The sequence below is a fragment of the Paraburkholderia sp. UCT70 genome (genome assembly GCF_050434085.1).
Classification (GTDB): domain Bacteria; phylum Pseudomonadota; class Gammaproteobacteria; order Burkholderiales; family Burkholderiaceae; genus Paraburkholderia; species Paraburkholderia tuberum.
The window spans coordinates 1418631-1436714 of the sequence record NZ_JBNPVZ010000002.1 but is presented as its reverse complement, the minus strand read 5'-3'; the positions used below and the strand labels follow the sequence as shown (position 1 = coordinate 1436714).

Sequence of the window (18084 nt, the reverse complement as noted above, 5' to 3'; positions counted from 1 at the left end):
TACTGGCGGTTCGGCTCCATCAACGACGGCACCCACCTACGCAACGATGAACGGCAACGACCACGACGCACCTTCTTCCAACCAACGCTCGCCGCTGCAAAAGCGGCTCTATCTCACCGGCGCGGCGATCCTGGTCGTCAGCCTGATCGCCGCGCTGCTCATCTACGTGAGCGTGCCGCCGCCCGATAGCGCGGTCGCGATGTACGGCATGATCGATCCGCGCTATCAGATCGAGCTACAGCAAATCGGCGGCAACGCGGCAGTGCTGATGGCGCAGTTGCATCAATGGTTCGATAGCTTGTGGCACGATGCCGGGCTCGCTTATACGGTCGCGGCGCTGGGCGCTGCGCTGGCGGCCGGCTGTTCTTTCATCGGCCGTTTTTTCGCGGACGATTAGTCGCGAGACGCTCGCCGTCAATCGCTCTCACGCCATGACCGAGCTTGCGACGTAGCAACGTCCGCACTTCGCTGTCACCCAGAATTCCGATGTCGGGCGAAATGTCGCCACGAGCGGCAATCCTCATCCGGCCTACGCCATCAATAGCGCTTCATATTCCGCGCGGAACTGGTCGATGGAACTCTCCACCACCGTCACCGCGCCGTCGATCAAACCGCAACGCCCGCTGCCGGGAAGAAGGCGGCACAGGTTCTCCAGTGCATCCAGATCGGCACGCACACCGCGGCCCGTGTCGAGCCGGTTGAGAAGCCGCATCATCTGAAACGTTCCGCCCTTGCATGGCGGGCACTGGCCGCACGAACCCTGAGCGAAGAAGTTCACGTAGTCCGCGACTTTGCGCACGATGCTCGTGCCTTCCGACACCACGATCATCGCGCCCGTCCCCAGACGCGAACGGCGTTGACGTACCGAGTCGAAGTCCAGTGCAACGTCGAGATCGCGCTTCGTCAGCAGCGTGTTGGATGGGCCGCCCGTGAAGACCGCCTTGAACTCCTTGCCCTGCAGCATGCCGCCGCCGTGCTGGAACACCAGCGTCTCCAGGCTCGTGCCCATCGGCAGTTCGTACAGGCCGGGACGCAGCACGTCGCCGGAAAGCGAATAGAGCTTGGTTCCGGCGGCGTTCCCCACCCCGAGGTCGCGGTACCACTGCGCGCCGTGGCGCAGAATCCCGGGTACGTGGGCCAGCGTCTCGACGTTGTTGACGATGGTCGGTGCGCCGTGCACGCCCTGCTCGGCCGGGAAAGGCGGTTTGCGCCGTGGAAACGGAAAGCCACCTTCGACGCTGGCGATTACCGCCGTCTCCTCTCCGCCGATGTAAAGCCCCGAGCCAGGCACGACGCCAAGCGACACCGGCGCACCGATCCAACGCTCGATAGGGGCGAATTGCGCGTGCCCCGACCACTGCTTGACCGCCTCGCGAGTCGCGGCGAGAGACCCCGTCTGATGCGGATTCACGTACAAGACGACATGGTTGGCCCGCGTCGCCACCGCGGCGATCAGCGCGCCCTCGATCACCTGATGCGGTGTGTGTTCGAGCAGAAAGCGATCCTTGAAGGTGCCCGGCTCGTCTTCGTTGCCATTGCAAACGACGTACTTGTCGCCGTCCGGGGCGGCCGCGACCGGCGCCCACTTTCGATGTGCGGGGAAGCCAGCGCCTCCCATTCCACGCAGGTCGGCCTGGGCGATCTCGGCGAGGATCGCCCCCGGGTCTTCGAGCGCTTTGGCGAGTCCCTCGCCGCCGCCGCGCGCGAACCACGCATCGAGGTCGGCACCGACGCGGAAATCGTCCCTCATCAAGCACTGATTCAGCATTTGCATCGCGTGCTCCGTGGTTCGCCTCACCGGATGCCGCCGATCATGCGACCGCGTGCGCTCGCGCGCAATCCCGCATCGACTCGCAGATCGAAATGGGCATAGGCGGGAAAGAGCTGCGGCGCCTTCACGTGAAGCGGCAGTCCCGCCAGCGTCAGCTCCCTCTGCCACGCGTGCACGTGACCGATTCCGGCGCGGTTCGCCATCACCCACTCGCTGGATTGCGCGGCCTTCGCGCCGGCACGGCGCCCCATGCTCAGAATGTCGAGCAGCGCGTTACCCATCAAGCGGTTGCGGCCGTGGATGCCGCCCGTCACCTCGCCGACGCAGAAAAGGCTGGGGACGTTGGTGGCGCCGTCTTTGTCGATGGCGACGCCGCCGTTCTGGTAGTGGAGCGTGGGATAAACGAGGAACGGCTCCTGCGCCGCGTCGATACCGCATTTGTGCGCGAGATGGCGAAGCGTGACGAGGCGTTTGGCCAGAATGCCCGGATGCTCGATTTCGAGTGTCGGCGTATCGAGGAACACGCCGACCTGGCCGTCGCGCTCGATCCCGCGGCCCTGAGCGCACTCGCGCAGGATCGCCGATGCGACGACGTCGCGCGGCTTGAGTTCGTCCACGAAACGTTCCCCTTCGCCGTTCAGAAGTCTCGCCCCCGCGGATCGCGCCGCCTCGGAAATCAGACCGCCCGCCAGATGGTGCGGGTAGGCGATGCCGGTGGGATGGTACTGGAACGAGTCGAGCTCGCGCAGGCGCGCGCCGATCCGATAGGCGAGCACCAGACCGTCGGCGGTGGCGCCGTAGTGGTTGGAGGTCGGAAACGAATTCAGGTGCAGTCGCCCCGCGCCGCCGGTGGCGAGGATCACGGCGCGCGCGCGCACCAGCACGAAGGTACGCCATTCGAGGTTGTAGATCACCGCTCCGGCGCAGCCGCCGCGCTCGTCGGACAGCAGTTCGACCACAGGGCAGCGGTTCCACAATTCGATGCCCGGGTCGAGGTCCACCGCCTCGCGCAGCACGCGCATCATTTCGAGGCCGGTATAGTCGCGATACGACAGAATGCGGGCCGCCGATGCGCCTCCGGGCTTCTTGCGCATCAGATTGCCGCCGAGCGGCTGGTCCTCTTCCAGATCGAACATCATGCCGAGCTGGATCAGCCAGCGAATCACGTCGGGGCCGTCCATCACCATCTGGGCCACGAGTTCGGGTTCGCCGCAGAAGTGTCCGGCGCGAAGCGTGTCCTCGAAGTGCAGTTGCGGGCTGTCATCCTCGCCGATGGCCGCCTGGATTCCGCCTTCGGCCATCACGGTATTGCTGTCGCCGAGGCGCAGCTTGGTGGCGAGGATCACGCGCGCGCCCTGCTGCGCCGCCGTGAGCGCCGCGGCGCAGCCACCACCGCCGCCGCCGATCACCAGCACATCGGTAGTCATCAGCTGCGCGCCGGCGATATCGACATCATCGATCAGCGCGTTGGCCTGCAGGTGCCGCGCGAGATCGGGCTGACACGGCTCGCCGCGATTGACCCCGACACTCAGCGTGACGCGCGCATGCGGCCCATGATCGGGGTGATAAGCCTTCAGCAATTCATCGACCGGAACGTCATCGCCGCGGACCGTGGCCGCCATCCCGGGGCGGTAGCGCTGGCGCGCGTTTTCGTAGGGTATGCCGGCGGACATGATGATTCGCCCCGGTCAGCGCGGCGGCTGCGCGCCCGGCGCAGCGAAGTCGATCTTCAGCTCGCCGCTCTCGATCTGCTGCAGCCGTCGCATCAGATTGGCAGGACGCAGCGAAAGCGACGCGATCATCCGGCGCACGAACACACCCAGATGGTTGGGCCGGATATGCTCGGGGCACGCGAGCGTGCACAGGTTGCACATCACGCATTCGTCGAACACCTGGCTCGATGCGGCCAGATTGCCCTCCACCGCCAGGTTCACGCCGCGCTGCACGTCCAGCCCCTTCGGACAGGCGCGATCGCAACCGTTGCAATGACGGCAATGCGATGCTTCGGGGAAGATCTCGGCGATCTTGCTGAGCGCCTGCCAGCTGTCACCGACATCTTCCATTCGATACAGGTGACGTTCCGATTCGGTGAAGTAATCGAGGAAGGCGACCTGCATACCCTCTTCGACGAGGGTCTCGCAGGCGAGCGCGGTGTGGACTTCCTGCTCGCCGTTGCGTCGCACCATCACACGGCACGACCCGCACACGCCCTGGGACATGCAGCCGACACCCTCGACGAGGGTCTGCCCCGCGTGCCCCATGGCCTGCAGAATCGAGCAATTGCCCGGCGCCTGAATCTCGCGCCCTTCGATACTCACGCGAACCATGGCCGCGCACTCTCCTTGCCCGCCGTGAACAGTTCACTGGCGAACGCGCCAAAAAGGTCATATAAACCTTAGCACATGGACGGTTATGAGAAAGGGGCATGGCGTGAAAACTTTCTGGAAGGCCGTCGCTCCGCTGATCGTGGCGATCGTGATCGCACTGATTCCCGCCCCTCCCGGTCTCGCGCAGCACGCGTGGTATTACTTCGCGATTTTCGCGGGCGTGATCGTCGGGCTGATGCTGGAGCCCATTCCGGGCGCCGCGATCGGTCTCATCGCGGTGACGCTCGTCGCTGTATTCAGCGAGTGGGTGTTCTTCAGTCCCGCACAACTCGCCAAGCCCGGTTTCAACGTCGCGAACGCGGGGCTCAGCTGGGCGCTTTCAGGTTTCTCGAATGGCACGGTGTGGCTGATCTTCGGTGCCTTCATGTTCGCCCTCGGATACGAGAAAACCGGGCTCGGCCGGCGCATTGCATTGATGCTCGTGCGGGCGCTGGGTCGCCGGACCCTCACGCTCGGTTATGCGGTGATGGCGGCGGACGCCGTGATCGGGCCATTTACCCCTTCCAATACGGCCCGCAGCGGCGGGACGATCTTTCCAGTGATTCGCAGTTTGCCGCCGCTTTACGACTCGAAGCCGAACGATCCGTCGGCGCGGCGCATCGGTTCGTACATCATGTGGACCGCTATCGCCACGACCTGCGTGACGAGCTCGATGTTCCTCACCGCGCTCGCACCCAATCTGCTCGCCGCGGAACTCGTCAAGAAAACGGTCGACGTCGACCTCGAATGGACGCAGTGGTTTCTGGCCTTCGCGCCCGCGGGCATCTTGCTGCTGCTGGCCATACCGCTGCTGACCTACGTGCTGTATCCGCCGCAAGTGAAGCAAAGCGCCGAGGTGCCAGCCTGGGCTGCCCAGCAGCTCAAGGAGATGGGGCCGCTCACGAGGCGGGAAATCATGCTCGCCGTGCTGGTGCTGATCGCTCTCGCGCTGTGGGTATTTGCGGACGACTACGTCAATCCCACGACCGCGGCGCTGATGGTGATCGCGCTGATGCTGATCACCCGGGTGGTGAGCTGGGACGACATGCTCGCCAACAAGCAGGCCTGGAACACCCTCGTGTGGTTCGCGACGCTCGTCGCCCTCGCCGATGGGCTCAGCAGGACCGGCTTCGTCAAATGGTTCGCCGCGACGATATCGACCCACATGACCGGCTTTCCGCCGACGACGGCCGCGATCGTCCTCGTGCTGATCTTTTTCTTCACGCATTACATGTTCGCGAGCATCACCGCCCATGCGACGGCGATGCTGCCGGTCATGCTGGCGGTGGGCTCGACGATTCCCGGCATGCCGATGGAGGCGTTCGCGCTGATGCTCTCGCTGACGTTGGGGATCATGGGGATCCTGACACCGTATGGAGCGGGGCCGAGCCCTGTGTACTTCGGCAGCGGGTATCTGCCCGTGGGGGATTTCTGGAGACTCGGGCTGATTTTTGGCGTCATTTATATCGCTGTGTTTCTTCTGATTTGCGCGCCGATCCTGCTTTGAGCTTTGAGGCCGCGCTTGCGCGGCCTCCTGCTTCGAAAGATCACGACGATTTCCCTCGTTCTTCTAGATATCGAAGTACAGATAAAACTCCCATGGATGCGGACGCAATTTGATGGTGTCGATCTCGCGGCTGCGCTTGTAGTCGATCCAGGTCTGGATCACGTCGTCGGTAAAGACATCGCCTTTGCGCAGGAACGTGTTGTCGGTTTCGAGCGCCGCCAGCGCCGCGTCGAGGGATCCCGGCACCTGCCGTATATTGCGCGCTTCTTCGGGCGGCAGATCGTAGATGTTACGGTCGAGCGGCGCGCCGGGATCGGTCTTGTTTTCAATGCCGTCGAGGCCGGCCATCAGCATCGCGGCGAAAGCAAGATATGGATTGGCCGATGGGTCCGGACAGCGAAATTCGACGCGCCGCGCGTTCGGCGAATCCGAATACATCGGAATGCGCGCCGCGGCCGAACGGTTGCGCTGCGACATCGCCAGATTGACGGGCGCCTCATATCCCGGTACCAGGCGTTTGTATGAATTCGTCGTCGGCGCGCAGAAGGCCATCAGCGCGGGTGCGTGCTGGAGCAATCCGCCGATGTACCAGCGGCACATATCCGAAGTCAGCGCCCAGCCGCCCGCGTCGTAAAAGAGGTTCTGTTCGTCTTTCCACAGGCTCTGGTGACAATGCATGCCGCTCGCATTGTCGGCGAACAGCGGCTTCGGCATGAAGGTTGCGACCTTGCCGTGCCGACGCGCGACGTTCTTGCAGATGTACTTGTAGATCATCACGTTGTCGGCCATGCGGGTCAGCGTCGCAAAGCGCATGTCGATCTCGTTTTGTCCGGCGGTCGCAACTTCGTGGTGATGCACTTCGATCTGTACGCCCGCCTGCTGGAGCGTCAGTGCGATTTCCGAGCGGATCTCCTGCAGCGTGTCATGAGGCGGCACCGGGAAATAGCCCTCCTTGTAGCGCTGCTTGTAGCCGAGGTTGCCACCGCCGTATGCGCCTTCGTCGCGACCGGTGGTCCAGTCGCCCTCGCCCGACTCGACGTAGTAGTAGCCGCAGTGCTGATCCTGGCCGAAGCGGATGGAGTCGAAGATGAAGAATTCGAGTTCCGGCCCGAAATAACACGTCGTCGCGATGCCCGTCTGGCGCAGATAGTTCTCCGCCTTTTTCGCCACGTAGCGCGGATCGCGCGAATACGGCTGCCGCAGCACAGGATCGACGACGTCGCAAATGATCGACAGCGTCGGCGTGCCGCAAGCCGGGTCGACGAAGGCCGTTGCCGGGTCAGGCCGCAGCAGCATGTCGGACTCGTGGATCTCCTGAAAGCCGCGGATCGATGAACCATCGAAACCGATGCCGGCGCTGAACAGGTCGTCGTGAACCTCGGGAAGCGTGATCGAAAAATGCTGCCAGAGTCCGGGCAAGTCGGTGAATTTCAGATCGACGATCTGAATATCGCGCGCTTGCAGCAGGCCGATCACATCGCTTGCGCTTTGTGGTCGCGTGACGCGATAGCTGCCCGCTTCGACGGTCGCCGCAAACGGCGATCCGGTTGTTCCTTGCGTACTGGCCATGAACTTTGCCCTCTTCCGCCCCATTACCGCCCGTGTACTTATAGTCCAACGTTAGTACGTTAGTACGTCCACGCGCGAAAACAAGGCGGCAGTGCGTGGACCTAGCGGTCTTGCTCCAGTGCCTTCAAATGAGCCACGCCGGCATCTCTGGCAGCGGCGGAGGTCGCATACGTCTCGTCCGAAACGAGCGAGCGTTTGACCTCACGGGCCGCGAAGTCGACCAGCGTGATTACCCAGACATGCTCGCCACCCTGCTCGGCCGTTTGCACGAAAGCGCGCACGTCGCCCTTGTCCTCTGATTTCATCGTGACCTCCTTGTGGAAAAGTCGCGCGGAAAAAGGGGAGCGCGACAATAAAGCCGTTCGCGAGCCGCGGTGCTTTCCTCACGGAGCGCGCAACTTGATCTTAGGCAATGGAATCGGTCCAATGACGGTTTTCTCGCTTCCGATGCCGAGCACAGCCGATGGGTTCGGCGGTGAAAGCGGCTTGCCCGCAATCATCTAAAGCCCTCATCGAGACCTTGTCGGGAGGCGCGGTCCCGCCGGTCGAGTAACGCGGACGGGCGCTCGAACGGGCGAGCCGTCTCCCCCAGGGACCTCAGTCGCGGAAATCGAGCTCATTCAGTTCGCGGCGTGGAACGGCGTTGGCCAGTCCGTCTTGCGAACGAGATGAGCGCCGCTCGAGGTAATTCTTCCACTGAAAGCGCCCACAGCGAATACGCAACGCTGCGCTGGAACAACAAGCCGACAGCAGTCCGAAGCTGCCCCTTGCCCAGCGCGTACACCGAGTCGGTCACGGCGACGGCACCGTGCATCAGAATGCTGGCATGCCGGTAGCATCCCATCATGCAGTCATTGCAGGGTTGCCGTTGATCGGGCAGGCGGTCGAGGTCGAAGACGGAGCCCATCGGCTCAGGCCACGCCTCGCAACGCCAAACATCGAGGTTCCAGTCGATATAAAAGTACTTGCTGCCACCGATGCATGGAACCAGTTGCTGTTCGCCGCGCACGAAACGCGCGACCTCGGCCAGCGCAGCGCTCGGATCCATGACACGGAAATGCTTCTTGAGGCGCGCGATTGCGCTCAACGCTTCGAGTAGTTCGTCGGCGTTCAGGTCGACGAGTTTCGATTCTTCGTCGTAAACAAGCGATGTAGATCCGAACGCCTCGCGCCGTGGATAGGAAAAAACGACGGCATCGAAGCCAAGCCGGTTGAGCGTCTCGGGAAGCGACTCGTAACGGACCAGTCGGCTCACCGTAATCGATGCGCAGACCTCGATGCCGAAGCTATGGGCCTGAGTGATGCCCTCGCGGATGCGGGCCTCGAGACCGCGCAGACCGCGATTGCGCTCATGCTCGCCCATGTCCGCGCTATCGATGGAAATCAGCAGACGCCTGAGGCCGGCCGCCGCCAGTGGCTTGATGTAGCGGGGAAGAAACCAGCCGTTCGTGATCACGCCGCACTGCATGCCGGCCTTGGTGGCCGAAGCCACGAGCGATGCGATCTCGGGATGAACCAGCGGCTCGCCTCCCTGCAGCGTCATGTAACGAATCCGGCGTCTGCGCAGGATCGGCAGTGCGCGCGCGAACTCATCAGGGTCGAGATAGCGACGTGGCCCCGCCAGATTTTTCTCGCGAGAGAACCCGCAGAAGTCGCATGCGGCGTTGCAAACGTTCGTCACCGATACGTCGCACACCGCGGGCAGCGGATTGCGCGGTTCGCTGCCGACACCGTCTGCATGCCGCTGATCGCGCCACTTGATGATCCGTTCTGTCGTATCCATGGGACCCTCACGGCCTGCCGACGAATTCGGCACGAAGCTTCATAGAATACGCTCAACGCGCTGCGCGTGATCCATTCTTACGCCAGCCTACGCCCCTACGCCCCTACGCCCCGACCCGTGACGGTCAGCGGATGGAAACTACGCACCGTTGAAGTTAAACAACCGCATAACGGCAACCACGCGCAAATGACGTTGCCTATCATGCGTACCGCGCCGTCAAACCGGCAGCGCGCACTGTCTATTTCCAGATTTGCACGCTCCCATCGAGATACCCAATCTCCTTCGTCTTGCTGCCCGTAAGCAGGCACGAGGTTGAAACGGCCCGAGTCTGGAGCGCAAGTCGGCTCACGTCTCGCAGATGTGCATAGGATTTCAAACGAGTCGGCGTTTTTGGTGTGACATCCCGTTTCAGGCTCCTGATAAACACGTACTTATAGTCGCTCTCTGTGTCGTGTTCAGCCAGGTAATTAGCCAACCACGCAGTCGCAATCGAAATGACGCGATTCCGCGCTTCATTGGCGTTATTCTGGGCTATCGACTTCCCCATATTGACCGTTCCGAAACCGGCCATCGGATGCTTTGCCATCTTACGCGTGAGGCCTGATTTCGCGCTCCGTCCTGGAATGTCGTCCGGAGCGGGTTGCGCGTCTGACGCGCCGGCATGCATCAACATTGACGCCCAGGTATAGTACTGGCCGTTTAGCCCATAGCATATTTGCTTCTCAATCAAGTCGAGCAGCATGAAGGTCGCCATGAAAACGCCTCCTCCTGACTTATCCCGGTCGGCGCCTCCCTCGCTGATCAGCAGTCCCGCGATCGTGTTGGCCAATTCGACCGCGTCGTCGTCGCCGCTGGTTTGCCCCCACAGGAGTTGCCGCGCTTTGGTGGCCGCTGTCGAATAAACCTTCGCGACCCGCCGTGCCTTGCGGGTGTAGACCGTCTGCGCCTTCGGGTCGAATCCGCGCGCCTTATCAGCCGACTCGCCTGCGGTTACCACGTGCGAAGTCGCCATGGCGACTTCGCCTTCGAAGAGTTCAGGCGGAACTTCAGTCACGTCCGACGTGTAGCTCTTCAAACCTTTTGCCGCTCCGCCCCACTTCGCAATTAGCCGGTCTGCCACCTTGATAAAAACGGTTTCTTCACCCACCGGCTGTTGGCTTAACCAGTACCAGTCGCCAATTCCAAGGGGTTGGTAGGGAACGGAGAACGTGCCCTCGCCGTGTGGTTTGCTTGCGGTTGGTTTGGTGCTTGCTAACAGGTTCCAAATGTCCGCATACAGCAGGTGATCAACGTCTAGCGATCTGAATGCTCTACCGAATCCGATCTTCATCTCGACCTCACAAAGTGGGTTTGAATCGAAAATTGGTATACCGCAATCAAGCTCTCGCGCAAGTTGGCGGAATTGGCGCGTTCTTCAACTGGAATTCCTCGAGCTATGCCTTTTCAATTCCCCGCGTTAAGCCGAAATTGAACGTGAATGCCGCGCTATATATCTTATTCAAATTCGCGGCGGATTTCGTTCCTGTCGCTTTGGTGCATTTGATCCAGGTGGACGCCATTTACCGCGATTAGCGTCTATGCCATTTGTCCGGATGGATTGCCTACAGAAATGTCGTTACGGGACTCGACTGCGCCACACAGTCGGCAACCGGCTTACGCCATCCCCCAGGGCGACGACAGGATCGGCGAGCGAAGATCCGCCGGCAGGGCAGAACCGACGCACGAATGTCCGCGCGAAAGCATGGGCAACGGCTGCAAATGGCCCGGATTTTGCCGTCGCCCGGTCAGACAGGTTTCAGCTCTTTCTGGAGGTTTTCGGCACAAATGGCGTGGGTATGTGCAGAACCTTCTCGCTTCCGCACTTTGGGCAAGCCGGATGAGCGTTTTCATGTTCAGCAAGATGCTCGGCATGTTCGAACATCTCACCGCACTTCTCACACCTGTACCGGTAAGTCGGCATGGCATTCCTCCAAAGAGAATCCCGCACGTCGGGCTGATCAGATACATCTACGACGTCGGCAATAACCCATTCTAGTGCAGGAAAGTGCGAGAAACGCCTGCGTGCACCTCGCGCGCAGCGCTCATCGTATGGGGCGAATGTCAGTTTGCCCGTCGCCTACCAGCCGAAATACCTGCACGGCATCTTCCAATGTGGACGCCTGTTCTTGCATGCTGGCTGCCGCGGCTGCCACCTGCTCCACCAGGGCAACGTTCTGCTGGGTCATCTCGTCCATCTGCCCGATCGCGCGGTTGACTTCGCCGATGCCGGTACTTTGCTCGTTGCTCGCGTGGGTAATCTCACCCATCAAGGTGACCACACTATCGACAGCCGTGACGATTTCGGTCATGTCCCGGCCAGCCTGGTCGACCAGTTCGCCGCCTGCATTGACGTTGCCGACCGAGTCGGTGATCAGCGCCTTGATTTCCTTGGCGGCCATGGCGCTGCGTTGGGCCAGGCTGCGCACCTCGGCTGCGACGACCGCAAAGCCGCGTCCCTGGTCGCCGGCGCGCGCTGCCTCGACGGCCGCGTTCAAAGCCAGGATATTGGTCTGAAAGGCAATTGAGTCGATCATGCTAATGATGTCGACGATCTTGTGTGAACTGCCGCGGATCAACGACATGGTGGTCACCACATGCCCCACCACGGTGCCGCCTTTGACCGCGAGATCGGAGGCCGAGGCGATGTGTTGGTTGGCGTGCGAAGCGCGTTCGGCATTGGCGCGGACCATCGCCGTCAATTGTTCCATCGTCGATGCGGTTTCCTCGAGCGAGCCAGCCTGCGCCTCGGTGCGGGACGAAAGCTCCGCGTTGCCGGCCGCAATTTCGCGCGCGCCCAGCGCGATCATATCGGAGGCACGTCGGACGTTGCCGACTACCGAGGCCAAACCGACACTGATGCCGTTCATTGCCTGCATCAACTGGCCCAGTTCGTCGCGCCGGCTGACATGAACTTGCGCGGTCAAATCGCCGGCCGCGAGTTTTTCGGCGGCGGCCTTCGCTTCGAGCAGTTGCATGCCGAGACCGCGCCGGGTCGTCACAAAGACCAGCGCGCTGACCAGCAGCGCGCCGAGTAGCCCGAAGCCGATCACCCCGGTTTGCAGGAAAGCTGGCAACGCCGCTCCCGGGGTCGATCGGTCGGGGGGGATCACGGCCTCCAGCAGCCGACCATAGCCCAGCAGAAGTACGGTATTGGCGGCCAGGGTAAGCAGCGCGAGTCTGGCTCCGATCGACAGGTTCCACTCCTCACTGACGTCGAGGCCGACATACAGCGCGCCGATTACCTCGCCAGAACTGTCCCGGATCGGCTCGTACCGTGTCATGTATTGCTTGCCGAATAGCGTCGCGTAACCGGTGTAGGGTTGCCCCCCGCGCAGCATCCGATAGCCGGGATGCGAGCGGTCGAGTACCGTGCCCACGGCCCGCTCGCCGGTTTGCCTTTTGACCGAAGTGGCGACGCGCACGAAGTCGTCGCCAATTGCGACGAATAACGTGCCCGTCGCGCGGGTTTTGCCGGTGAAGCGGTCCACTTCGCCGTAGTTGAGGTTCAGCAGGGTGTTCCCATTCAGCAACCTGGGGGTCATGACACCGAGGATGTCGACACTGCTTGATTCGTCGCGTGAAAAGGGAGCTGGAAAATACCCGGCGAGCGTTCGCGCGTGACGGCGCACCTGGGCCTTGAGCGGCAGCAGAGAGTACATGAAGTGAACCCCGTCGACTAAGTCAGCGAGCCGAATAAATCGGACGTTTTATTCTGAATTCATTAGACAGAATATTGCATGAGATGGCAATAGAGTGTGCTCGCTAATCTCGGCTCACTGAAAGGCGGCGCCAGGCGAACCTGAAGAATATCGGCATGCGCCGTGGCGCTCCGCGCGGGTCATAGATGTTTGAACACTCCGCAGGCCAGAGCACGCAGTTCTTCGAACTGCGTGACGAGTTCGACACATAAAATGAAGGCCAGCATTGCAGAAGGTCCCGGATGGCGTTCGATCCATCGCAGCGCCGGGGTCGCGTAGCGCGCGCGGATCGTATCTCGAGTCAGGACCAAGGTAATCACGATGCCCACGGCGCCCCCTACCAACAAATCGGTCGGATAGTGAAAGCCGAGATAGGCCCGCGGAAGGCAAATGAAGAGCGCGGTGTAGAGAAGCGCCAGCACGCCGATGCCCCGCCACACGAGGAAGATGCCGGTGGCGATGGCCATCCATAGCATGGCGTGATCGCTTGGGAACGAACTCCAGTCTGACAACTGCGCAGCCCGGGTCGCGCCGCTCGCGAACTGCAGATGAAGTTCGGCGCTATAGATGTAATCGATATCCGCCAGTCGAAGCGGAAGGTCAGAATAATTGAGGCAAGCGACAACAAATGAGGCGCAGACAACGTTTGCTAGCAATTTGCCCGTCCGAGGCGGTGTTCGCGGCATGCGCCGCCTCAGTGCGAAGCTAGGGCTCCCCGTTATGGCGCCCCCTTAACCTGCTCATGCGGATTCTCCACTCCCGCCATGCTCAGCGCCTCATGCAGCGTGCCGAAAATACAGCGCTCCTCGACGATCGGCGTGATTCCATGCCGATCCATATCCGAGCGCAAATACCGATTCACCCGCGCAAAGACCACCTCGATCCCATTGCGCTTGAGCGCCGCGCACAACTCGCCGACCGAGCGCGCCGCCGAATAATCGACATCCGTAATCGCGCTCGCATCGACGACGAACCAGCGCACGGCGTTCGGTGCGTGATCGATCAGGCGGCGCGTATCGTCGACGAAAAAATGATCGTTCGCGTAGAACAGATCGGCGCCGAAACGATAGACGATCAACCCCGGCGCGGTCTCCACGCCGGGCACCGCCGGCACCGGCACCCACATGCCGTCGCCGTTGGGCGCGAGCATCATCGTGTGGGGGCGGTAGCTGTGTCGCACGTGACGCAGCAACGACAACGCGACGGCGACCAGAATGCCGTGCTCGATGCCGATCAGCACGACCGCCGCCGCCGTGAACAAAGCCAGCGCGAATTCGCCGGGACTTTCGCGGCGAATCGAAAAGAGCGACTGCAGATTGATCAGGCCGACCGCGATCGTAAACACGATGCTCGCGAGAATGCAGTGCGGCAGATACTGAAGATAGCGGCTGAAAAACAGCAGCACGACCACCACGACCGCCGCGAACACGAGCTGAGCGAACTGGCTGCGCGTGCCGGCGCGATCGGCCATCGCGGTCTGCGTCGGGCTGCCGTTGACGACGAACGCGCCGGAAAACGCCGCCGCCGCGTTGGCGGCGGCGATGCCGAGCAGGTCTGCGTTGGTATCGACCGGCTCGTGATAGCGGTCGGCAAACACCCGGCTCGCCGCGGCGCTTTGCGCGACGATCATCACGAAGCACGACGCCGCGACCGGCACGAGATCGAGCATCTGCTGCCACGTCACCGACGGAATCCGCAGCGGCGGCAATCCGCCCTCCACCGGTCCGAGGATGGAGATGCCGTGCGCGGCGAATCCGAATACATCGCTCGCGGCAATGCCCGCGACGACTGCGGCCAACGACACCGGCAGGCGCGGCCAGAAGCGCTTGCAGACGAGAATCGCGGTCACCACGAGCAGCGAGATCGCCAGTGTCGGCCGATTGATTTGCGCGGCGTCGCTCACGACGAGCAGCAGTTGTTTCACGCTGCTCGCCGCATGTCCTGGCACGCCGAGCATGTCGGCGAGCATCGCGATGCCGACCTGCACGCCGACGCCCGCAAGAAAGCCGACCAGCACCGTACGCGACAGGAAATCGGCGAGAAAGCCGAGCTTGAAGATGCGCGCGACGAGCAGCAACGCGGCAGTCAGCAACGCGACCATCGCCGCGAGCGCCGCATACTCGGCGCTCGACGCGGGTGCCATCGTCGAAAGACGACTCGCGAAGATCGTCGCGGTGGCCGAATCGGCGGCGACGACCAGATGCCGCGAAGCACCGAAGAACGCGAATGCGACGAGCGGCAGGAACAGCGTGTAGAGCCCGGTGACGGCCGGCATGCCGGCAATGCGCGCATAGCCGAGGACCTGCGGAATATCCATCGACGCAAGCTGCACACCGGCCAGCGCATCGCGCGCCGCCGCAATCCGGCTCAAAGGAAGAACGCCCTTCAGCACGCTGGCATGCGCCGCCATTTTTTGCAGAGAATCTTGCATACGCGATGCCGACCTAAAACGAAAGTAATCGCGCATCGTGCCGCGAACCGGCGCGCCAAGGCAAGACTTATGGAAGGGAGAACGGGCTATTGACGAAAACGAAAACGAGAAAGCAAACCGAAAGAACGCAAACGATTGCTCCTTTCAAGCGCACAACAAACTAACGGACGTTAATCGCAAAGCGAAAATCTCCACGGCGCAGCCGCGGAAAAAAACGCGCGCAGAAGATCTACCGTTTGAATTGCCCTGTCTGCGGGTCCACATGGCGCGCGAAACCGAACAGCGCAGCAATGCAGATCGGACAGGCGATCAGAAAGATGACCAACATCACACTCACCCCGTAACAGCTTGTTACCAGGAAGTGTAAAGAAATTTGAAGTAAGTTTAATGAGGGAAAACCGCAAAGCACTATTGCGAAGGATTGCGGGAGGCTGAAAAAGATCGTCGATACGTAAGTGAAAACGCGAATAGGCGCACCATGCCGCACGTGAAAAACCGCGCGGAAATATCCGTTGGATTTCAAGGAAAACCCCCGCCGCGCATTGTTGGCGGCCGCGCCCCTAGTTCGTTCGCAGGTCTGCACACCGCCCGCATACGACAGCCGCCACGGCGCGCGTCCGCGCGCCAGGCATCACACCGCCACGATTAGGCGAACCCTTCTACCGCTTTGCGCCGCGCGTATTTTTCTTCGGCATCGGCGCTGGCCCGACCGATTCGCGCATCGTCACGCTGAGCGGAAACTCGCGCAAGATCTCCCAGGTGGTGCCGTAACACTGGTTGATGAGCCAGCGCACCGCGTTTTGCGTAAGTTCCCCGGTTGGAATATGCACCGACGTGAGCCCGGGCGCCGCGTAGGCGGCCGAGTAGTCGTCGTCGTAGCTGATCACGGAGATGTCGTTCGGCACCGAAATGCCCGCCTGGTGAAAGCGCGCGAGCACGCTGACCGCCATCGTGTCGTTCGCGCAGAACAGGCCGGTCACGCGCCGCTGCGTCGCGAGCAGCTTCTGCGCGGCCGCGTAGCCGCCTTCGGGCGAAAAGTCGGATTCGATCAGCGTGACGTCGTCGCGCGCAATGCCGGCTCGCGCGAGTTCGGCGAAAAAGCCGTCGATCCGCATCACGTTGTCCGATGCGGTAGCGGGCCCGGAAATCACCGCGATGTCGCGATGCCCGTGATCGAGCAGCGTGCGCGCCGCGAGTTCGCCGCCGCGCCGATGATCCGCGCTGAACGACGCTTCGGGCAACTGCTCGAACGCGCGATTCAGGAACACCATCTTCGGATGCATGCCATGCAGCATGATCAGGTCTTCGTCGTGCAGATCGTGGCTGATCACGACCACGCCATCGCAATCGCGGCCAATCAAAAAGCGCACTGCCTCGATCGCCTGCTCGCGCGGCGACACCTCGCCGCAACCGGTCGCGACCACGACATGGCGCCCCACCGCGCGCAGTTCGGTGTCGGTCTGCTTCAGAATGGTGCCGTAGTAGGAACCGAAAAAAGTCGGCACGAAGATGCCGATGATGCCGAGCTGCTGCGTCGCCATCGCCCGGCCGATCGACGACGGGCGGAAATTCAGCGCCTCGATCGCCGCCTTCACGCGCGCCGCGGCATCGGCGGAAATCGGTCCCTTGCCGGAAATGGCTCGTGAGGCGGTCGACATGCCCACGCCGGCCAGTTCCGCGACGTCCTTGAGTGTTGCCACGCGGTTCTCCATCAAGCCTGTCTCGACGAGCCGCTTCGCGCGTGACGCGCCGCGGCGTTATAAGCGCGCGCCGCTCGCTTCGTCGAATAGCGAGACATGCGCGGCGTCGAACGAGAACGCCACGGTGTCATCCTCCGCAATCGGCGCTTTGGTCTGATCGATCGACGCGATCTGTTCGCCATGATAGTCGAGCCAGATCACGCGGTGGTTGCCCATCGGCTCCATCAGCGAAACTTTCGCGCGCTCGCTGGCGCCTTTTGTGATATGCACGTCTTCGGCGCGCACGCCGAGTACGCAGGGCACACCGTGCGCGGGCGCCTGCCTGAACTCGTACGCCGACACATCGATTTGTGCATGCCCGGAGCAGAAGCGGAGCGCGCCGTCGCGCGTCTCGAGCGTGCCCTTCAGCAGATTCATCGCCGGCGAGCCGAGGAAGGTCGCCACGAACAGATTGTTCGGCCGCGCATAGACCTCGGCCGGCGTGCCGAACTGCTGGATCACGCCGCCGCGCATCACGGCCATGCGCGTCGCGAGCGTCATCGCCTCGACCTGGTCGTGCGTCACGTAGATCATCGTCGCGCCCAGGCTGTGATGCAGCTGCTTCAGTTCGCGGCGCAGTTCGGTGCGCAGCTTCGCGTCGAGGTTCGACAGCGGTTCGTCGAACAGGAACACGTCGGCCTCGCGCACGATCGCGCGGCCGATCGCGACGCGCTGCCGCTGTCCGCCCGACAACTGCGACGGCCTGCGCTTGAGCAGCGGCCCCAGTTGCAGCATCTCCGACGCGCGGGCGACGCGCCGCGCGATTTCCGCCTTCGGCGTGCCGTTGATGCGCAGCGCGAACGACAGGTTGCGCTCGACGCTCATGGTCGGATACAGCGCGTACGACTGGAACACCAGCGCGATGCGGCGATCCTTCGGATCGGCCCACGTCATGTCTTCGCCGGCGATCTCGATGCTGCCGTCGCTGACATCGATCAATCCCGCGATGCTGTGCAGCAGCGTGGACTTGCCGCAACCCGACGGTCCCAGCAGCACGACGAACTCGCCGGCGAGCACGTCGAGATCGAGGTTCTCGATCACCGTGTTCGAACCGAGGCGAATCGTCAGATTGCGGACCGCCACATTGGCGGGATGCGTGAGCGCCGCGGCGTCGGAGTCAGCGTCAGCGCTTGCACCCGGCACGCCGGCTGCATCGATCGTATTAGCCATGTTTGCCATGC

Annotated in this window: 15 protein-coding genes; 2 read left to right on the top strand and 13 right to left on the bottom strand. The window is 62.4% G+C overall.

The window, feature by feature from the left end; translation table 11 throughout:
* The first annotated feature begins 46 nt into the window (after window positions 1–46).
* Window positions 47–397 (top strand): hypothetical protein, encoded by a 351-nt coding sequence (locus tag OKW41_RS08945; protein WP_429572231.1) that lies wholly within the window; start codon window positions 47–49, stop codon window positions 395–397.
* 132 nt (window positions 398–529) lie between these two features.
* Here the strand turns inward: OKW41_RS08945 and OKW41_RS08940 are convergent, their stop codons facing one another.
* From OKW41_RS08940 to OKW41_RS08930, 3 genes are read right to left on the bottom strand one after another with little or no spacing between them, the layout of a single operon-like run.
* On the bottom strand, window positions 530–1774 hold the full coding sequence (locus OKW41_RS08940) for a complex I 51 kDa subunit family protein (protein WP_429572230.1): 1245 nt from the start codon (window positions 1772–1774) through the stop codon (window positions 530–532).
* Window positions 1775–1794: 20 nt separating this feature from the next.
* A complete protein-coding gene (locus OKW41_RS08935; RefSeq protein WP_429572229.1) occupies window positions 1795–3444 on the bottom strand; it encodes an FAD-binding protein in 1650 nt (549 codons plus the stop codon).
* 15 nt (window positions 3445–3459) lie between these two features.
* Window positions 3460–4098 (bottom strand): 4Fe-4S dicluster domain-containing protein, encoded by a 639-nt coding sequence (locus tag OKW41_RS08930; protein ID WP_429572228.1) that lies wholly within the window; start codon window positions 4096–4098, stop codon window positions 3460–3462.
* Between the two features lie 103 nt (window positions 4099–4201).
* Between OKW41_RS08930 and OKW41_RS08925 the strand changes: the two genes are divergently transcribed.
* Window positions 4202–5644, top strand: a complete 1443-nt coding sequence (locus tag OKW41_RS08925) for an anion permease (RefSeq protein WP_429572227.1) — start codon at window positions 4202–4204, stop codon at window positions 5642–5644.
* A 63-nt stretch (window positions 5645–5707) separates the two neighbouring features.
* Here the strand turns inward: OKW41_RS08925 and glnA are convergent, their stop codons facing one another.
* The 10 genes from glnA to OKW41_RS08875 form a co-directional block, all read right to left on the bottom strand.
* Window positions 5708–7213: a type I glutamate--ammonia ligase gene (gene glnA / locus OKW41_RS08920; protein ID WP_429572226.1), complete on the bottom strand. Its 1506-nt coding sequence runs from the start codon at window positions 7211–7213 to the stop codon at window positions 5708–5710.
* 101 nt (window positions 7214–7314) lie between these two features.
* The gene (locus OKW41_RS08915; RefSeq protein WP_429446363.1) at window positions 7315–7518 is read right to left on the bottom strand and encodes a hypothetical protein; all 204 of its coding nucleotides are present in this window, start codon (window positions 7516–7518) and stop codon (window positions 7315–7317) included.
* A 311-nt stretch (window positions 7519–7829) separates the two neighbouring features.
* On the bottom strand, window positions 7830–8996 hold the full coding sequence (locus OKW41_RS08910; RefSeq protein ID WP_429572225.1) for a radical SAM protein: 1167 nt from the start codon (window positions 8994–8996) through the stop codon (window positions 7830–7832).
* Between the two features lie 238 nt (window positions 8997–9234).
* Window positions 9235–10326, bottom strand: a complete 1092-nt coding sequence (locus OKW41_RS08905) for a hypothetical protein (RefSeq protein WP_429572224.1) — start codon at window positions 10324–10326, stop codon at window positions 9235–9237.
* Between the two features lie 465 nt (window positions 10327–10791).
* Window positions 10792–10956 (bottom strand): FmdB family zinc ribbon protein, encoded by a 165-nt coding sequence (locus OKW41_RS08900; protein WP_184040287.1) that lies wholly within the window; start codon window positions 10954–10956, stop codon window positions 10792–10794.
* A 121-nt stretch (window positions 10957–11077) separates the two neighbouring features.
* Entirely contained in the window at window positions 11078–12694 is a 1617-nt protein-coding gene (locus tag OKW41_RS08895; RefSeq protein WP_429446358.1) for a methyl-accepting chemotaxis protein, read from the bottom strand.
* 179 nt (window positions 12695–12873) lie between these two features.
* On the bottom strand, window positions 12874–13419 hold the full coding sequence (locus tag OKW41_RS08890) for a phosphatase PAP2 family protein (RefSeq protein WP_429446355.1): 546 nt from the start codon (window positions 13417–13419) through the stop codon (window positions 12874–12876).
* Between the two features lie 32 nt (window positions 13420–13451).
* The gene (locus tag OKW41_RS08885) at window positions 13452–15164 is read right to left on the bottom strand and encodes a SulP family inorganic anion transporter (protein ID WP_429572223.1); all 1713 of its coding nucleotides are present in this window, start codon (window positions 15162–15164) and stop codon (window positions 13452–13454) included.
* Window positions 15165–15823: 659 nt separating this feature from the next.
* A complete protein-coding gene (locus OKW41_RS08880) occupies window positions 15824–16876 on the bottom strand; it encodes a LacI family DNA-binding transcriptional regulator (protein WP_429572222.1) in 1053 nt (350 codons plus the stop codon).
* Between the two features lie 45 nt (window positions 16877–16921).
* Window positions 16922–18082 (bottom strand): ABC transporter ATP-binding protein, encoded by a 1161-nt coding sequence (locus tag OKW41_RS08875; RefSeq protein ID WP_429572221.1) that lies wholly within the window; start codon window positions 18080–18082, stop codon window positions 16922–16924.
* Window positions 18083–18084: the final 2 nt, after the last annotated feature.

Bases quoted from the DNA above. Each gene is read 5' to 3' on its own strand.
- OKW41_RS08875 (WP_429572221.1), bottom strand. From the start codon at position 18,082: ATGGCAAACATGGCTAATACGATCGATGCAGCCGGCGTGCCGGGTGCA.
- OKW41_RS08900 (WP_184040287.1), bottom strand. From the start codon at position 10,956: ATGCCGACTTACCGGTACAGGTGTGAGAAGTGCGGTGAGATGTTCGAA.
- OKW41_RS08935 (WP_429572229.1), bottom strand. From the start codon at position 3,444: ATGTCCGCCGGCATACCCTACGAAAACGCGCGCCAGCGCTACCGCCCC.
- OKW41_RS08885 (WP_429572223.1), bottom strand. From the start codon at position 15,164: ATGCAAGATTCTCTGCAAAAAATGGCGGCGCATGCCAGCGTGCTGAAG.
- OKW41_RS08895 (WP_429446358.1), bottom strand. From the start codon at position 12,694: ATGTACTCTCTGCTGCCGCTCAAGGCCCAGGTGCGCCGTCACGCGCGA.
- OKW41_RS08905 (WP_429572224.1), bottom strand. From the start codon at position 10,326: ATGAAGATCGGATTCGGTAGAGCATTCAGATCGCTAGACGTTGATCAC.
- OKW41_RS08880 (WP_429572222.1), bottom strand. From the start codon at position 16,876: ATGGAGAACCGCGTGGCAACACTCAAGGACGTCGCGGAACTGGCCGGC.
- OKW41_RS08930 (WP_429572228.1), bottom strand. From the start codon at position 4,098: ATGGTTCGCGTGAGTATCGAAGGGCGCGAGATTCAGGCGCCGGGCAAT.
- OKW41_RS08910 (WP_429572225.1), bottom strand. From the start codon at position 8,996: ATGGATACGACAGAACGGATCATCAAGTGGCGCGATCAGCGGCATGCA.
- OKW41_RS08945 (WP_429572231.1), top strand. From the start codon at position 47: ATGAACGGCAACGACCACGACGCACCTTCTTCCAACCAACGCTCGCCG.
- OKW41_RS08940 (WP_429572230.1), bottom strand. From the start codon at position 1,774: ATGCAAATGCTGAATCAGTGCTTGATGAGGGACGATTTCCGCGTCGGT.
- glnA (WP_429572226.1), bottom strand. From the start codon at position 7,213: ATGGCCAGTACGCAAGGAACAACCGGATCGCCGTTTGCGGCGACCGTC.
- OKW41_RS08890 (WP_429446355.1), bottom strand. From the start codon at position 13,419: ATGCCGCGAACACCGCCTCGGACGGGCAAATTGCTAGCAAACGTTGTC.
- OKW41_RS08915 (WP_429446363.1), bottom strand. From the start codon at position 7,518: ATGAAATCAGAGGACAAGGGCGACGTGCGCGCTTTCGTGCAAACGGCC.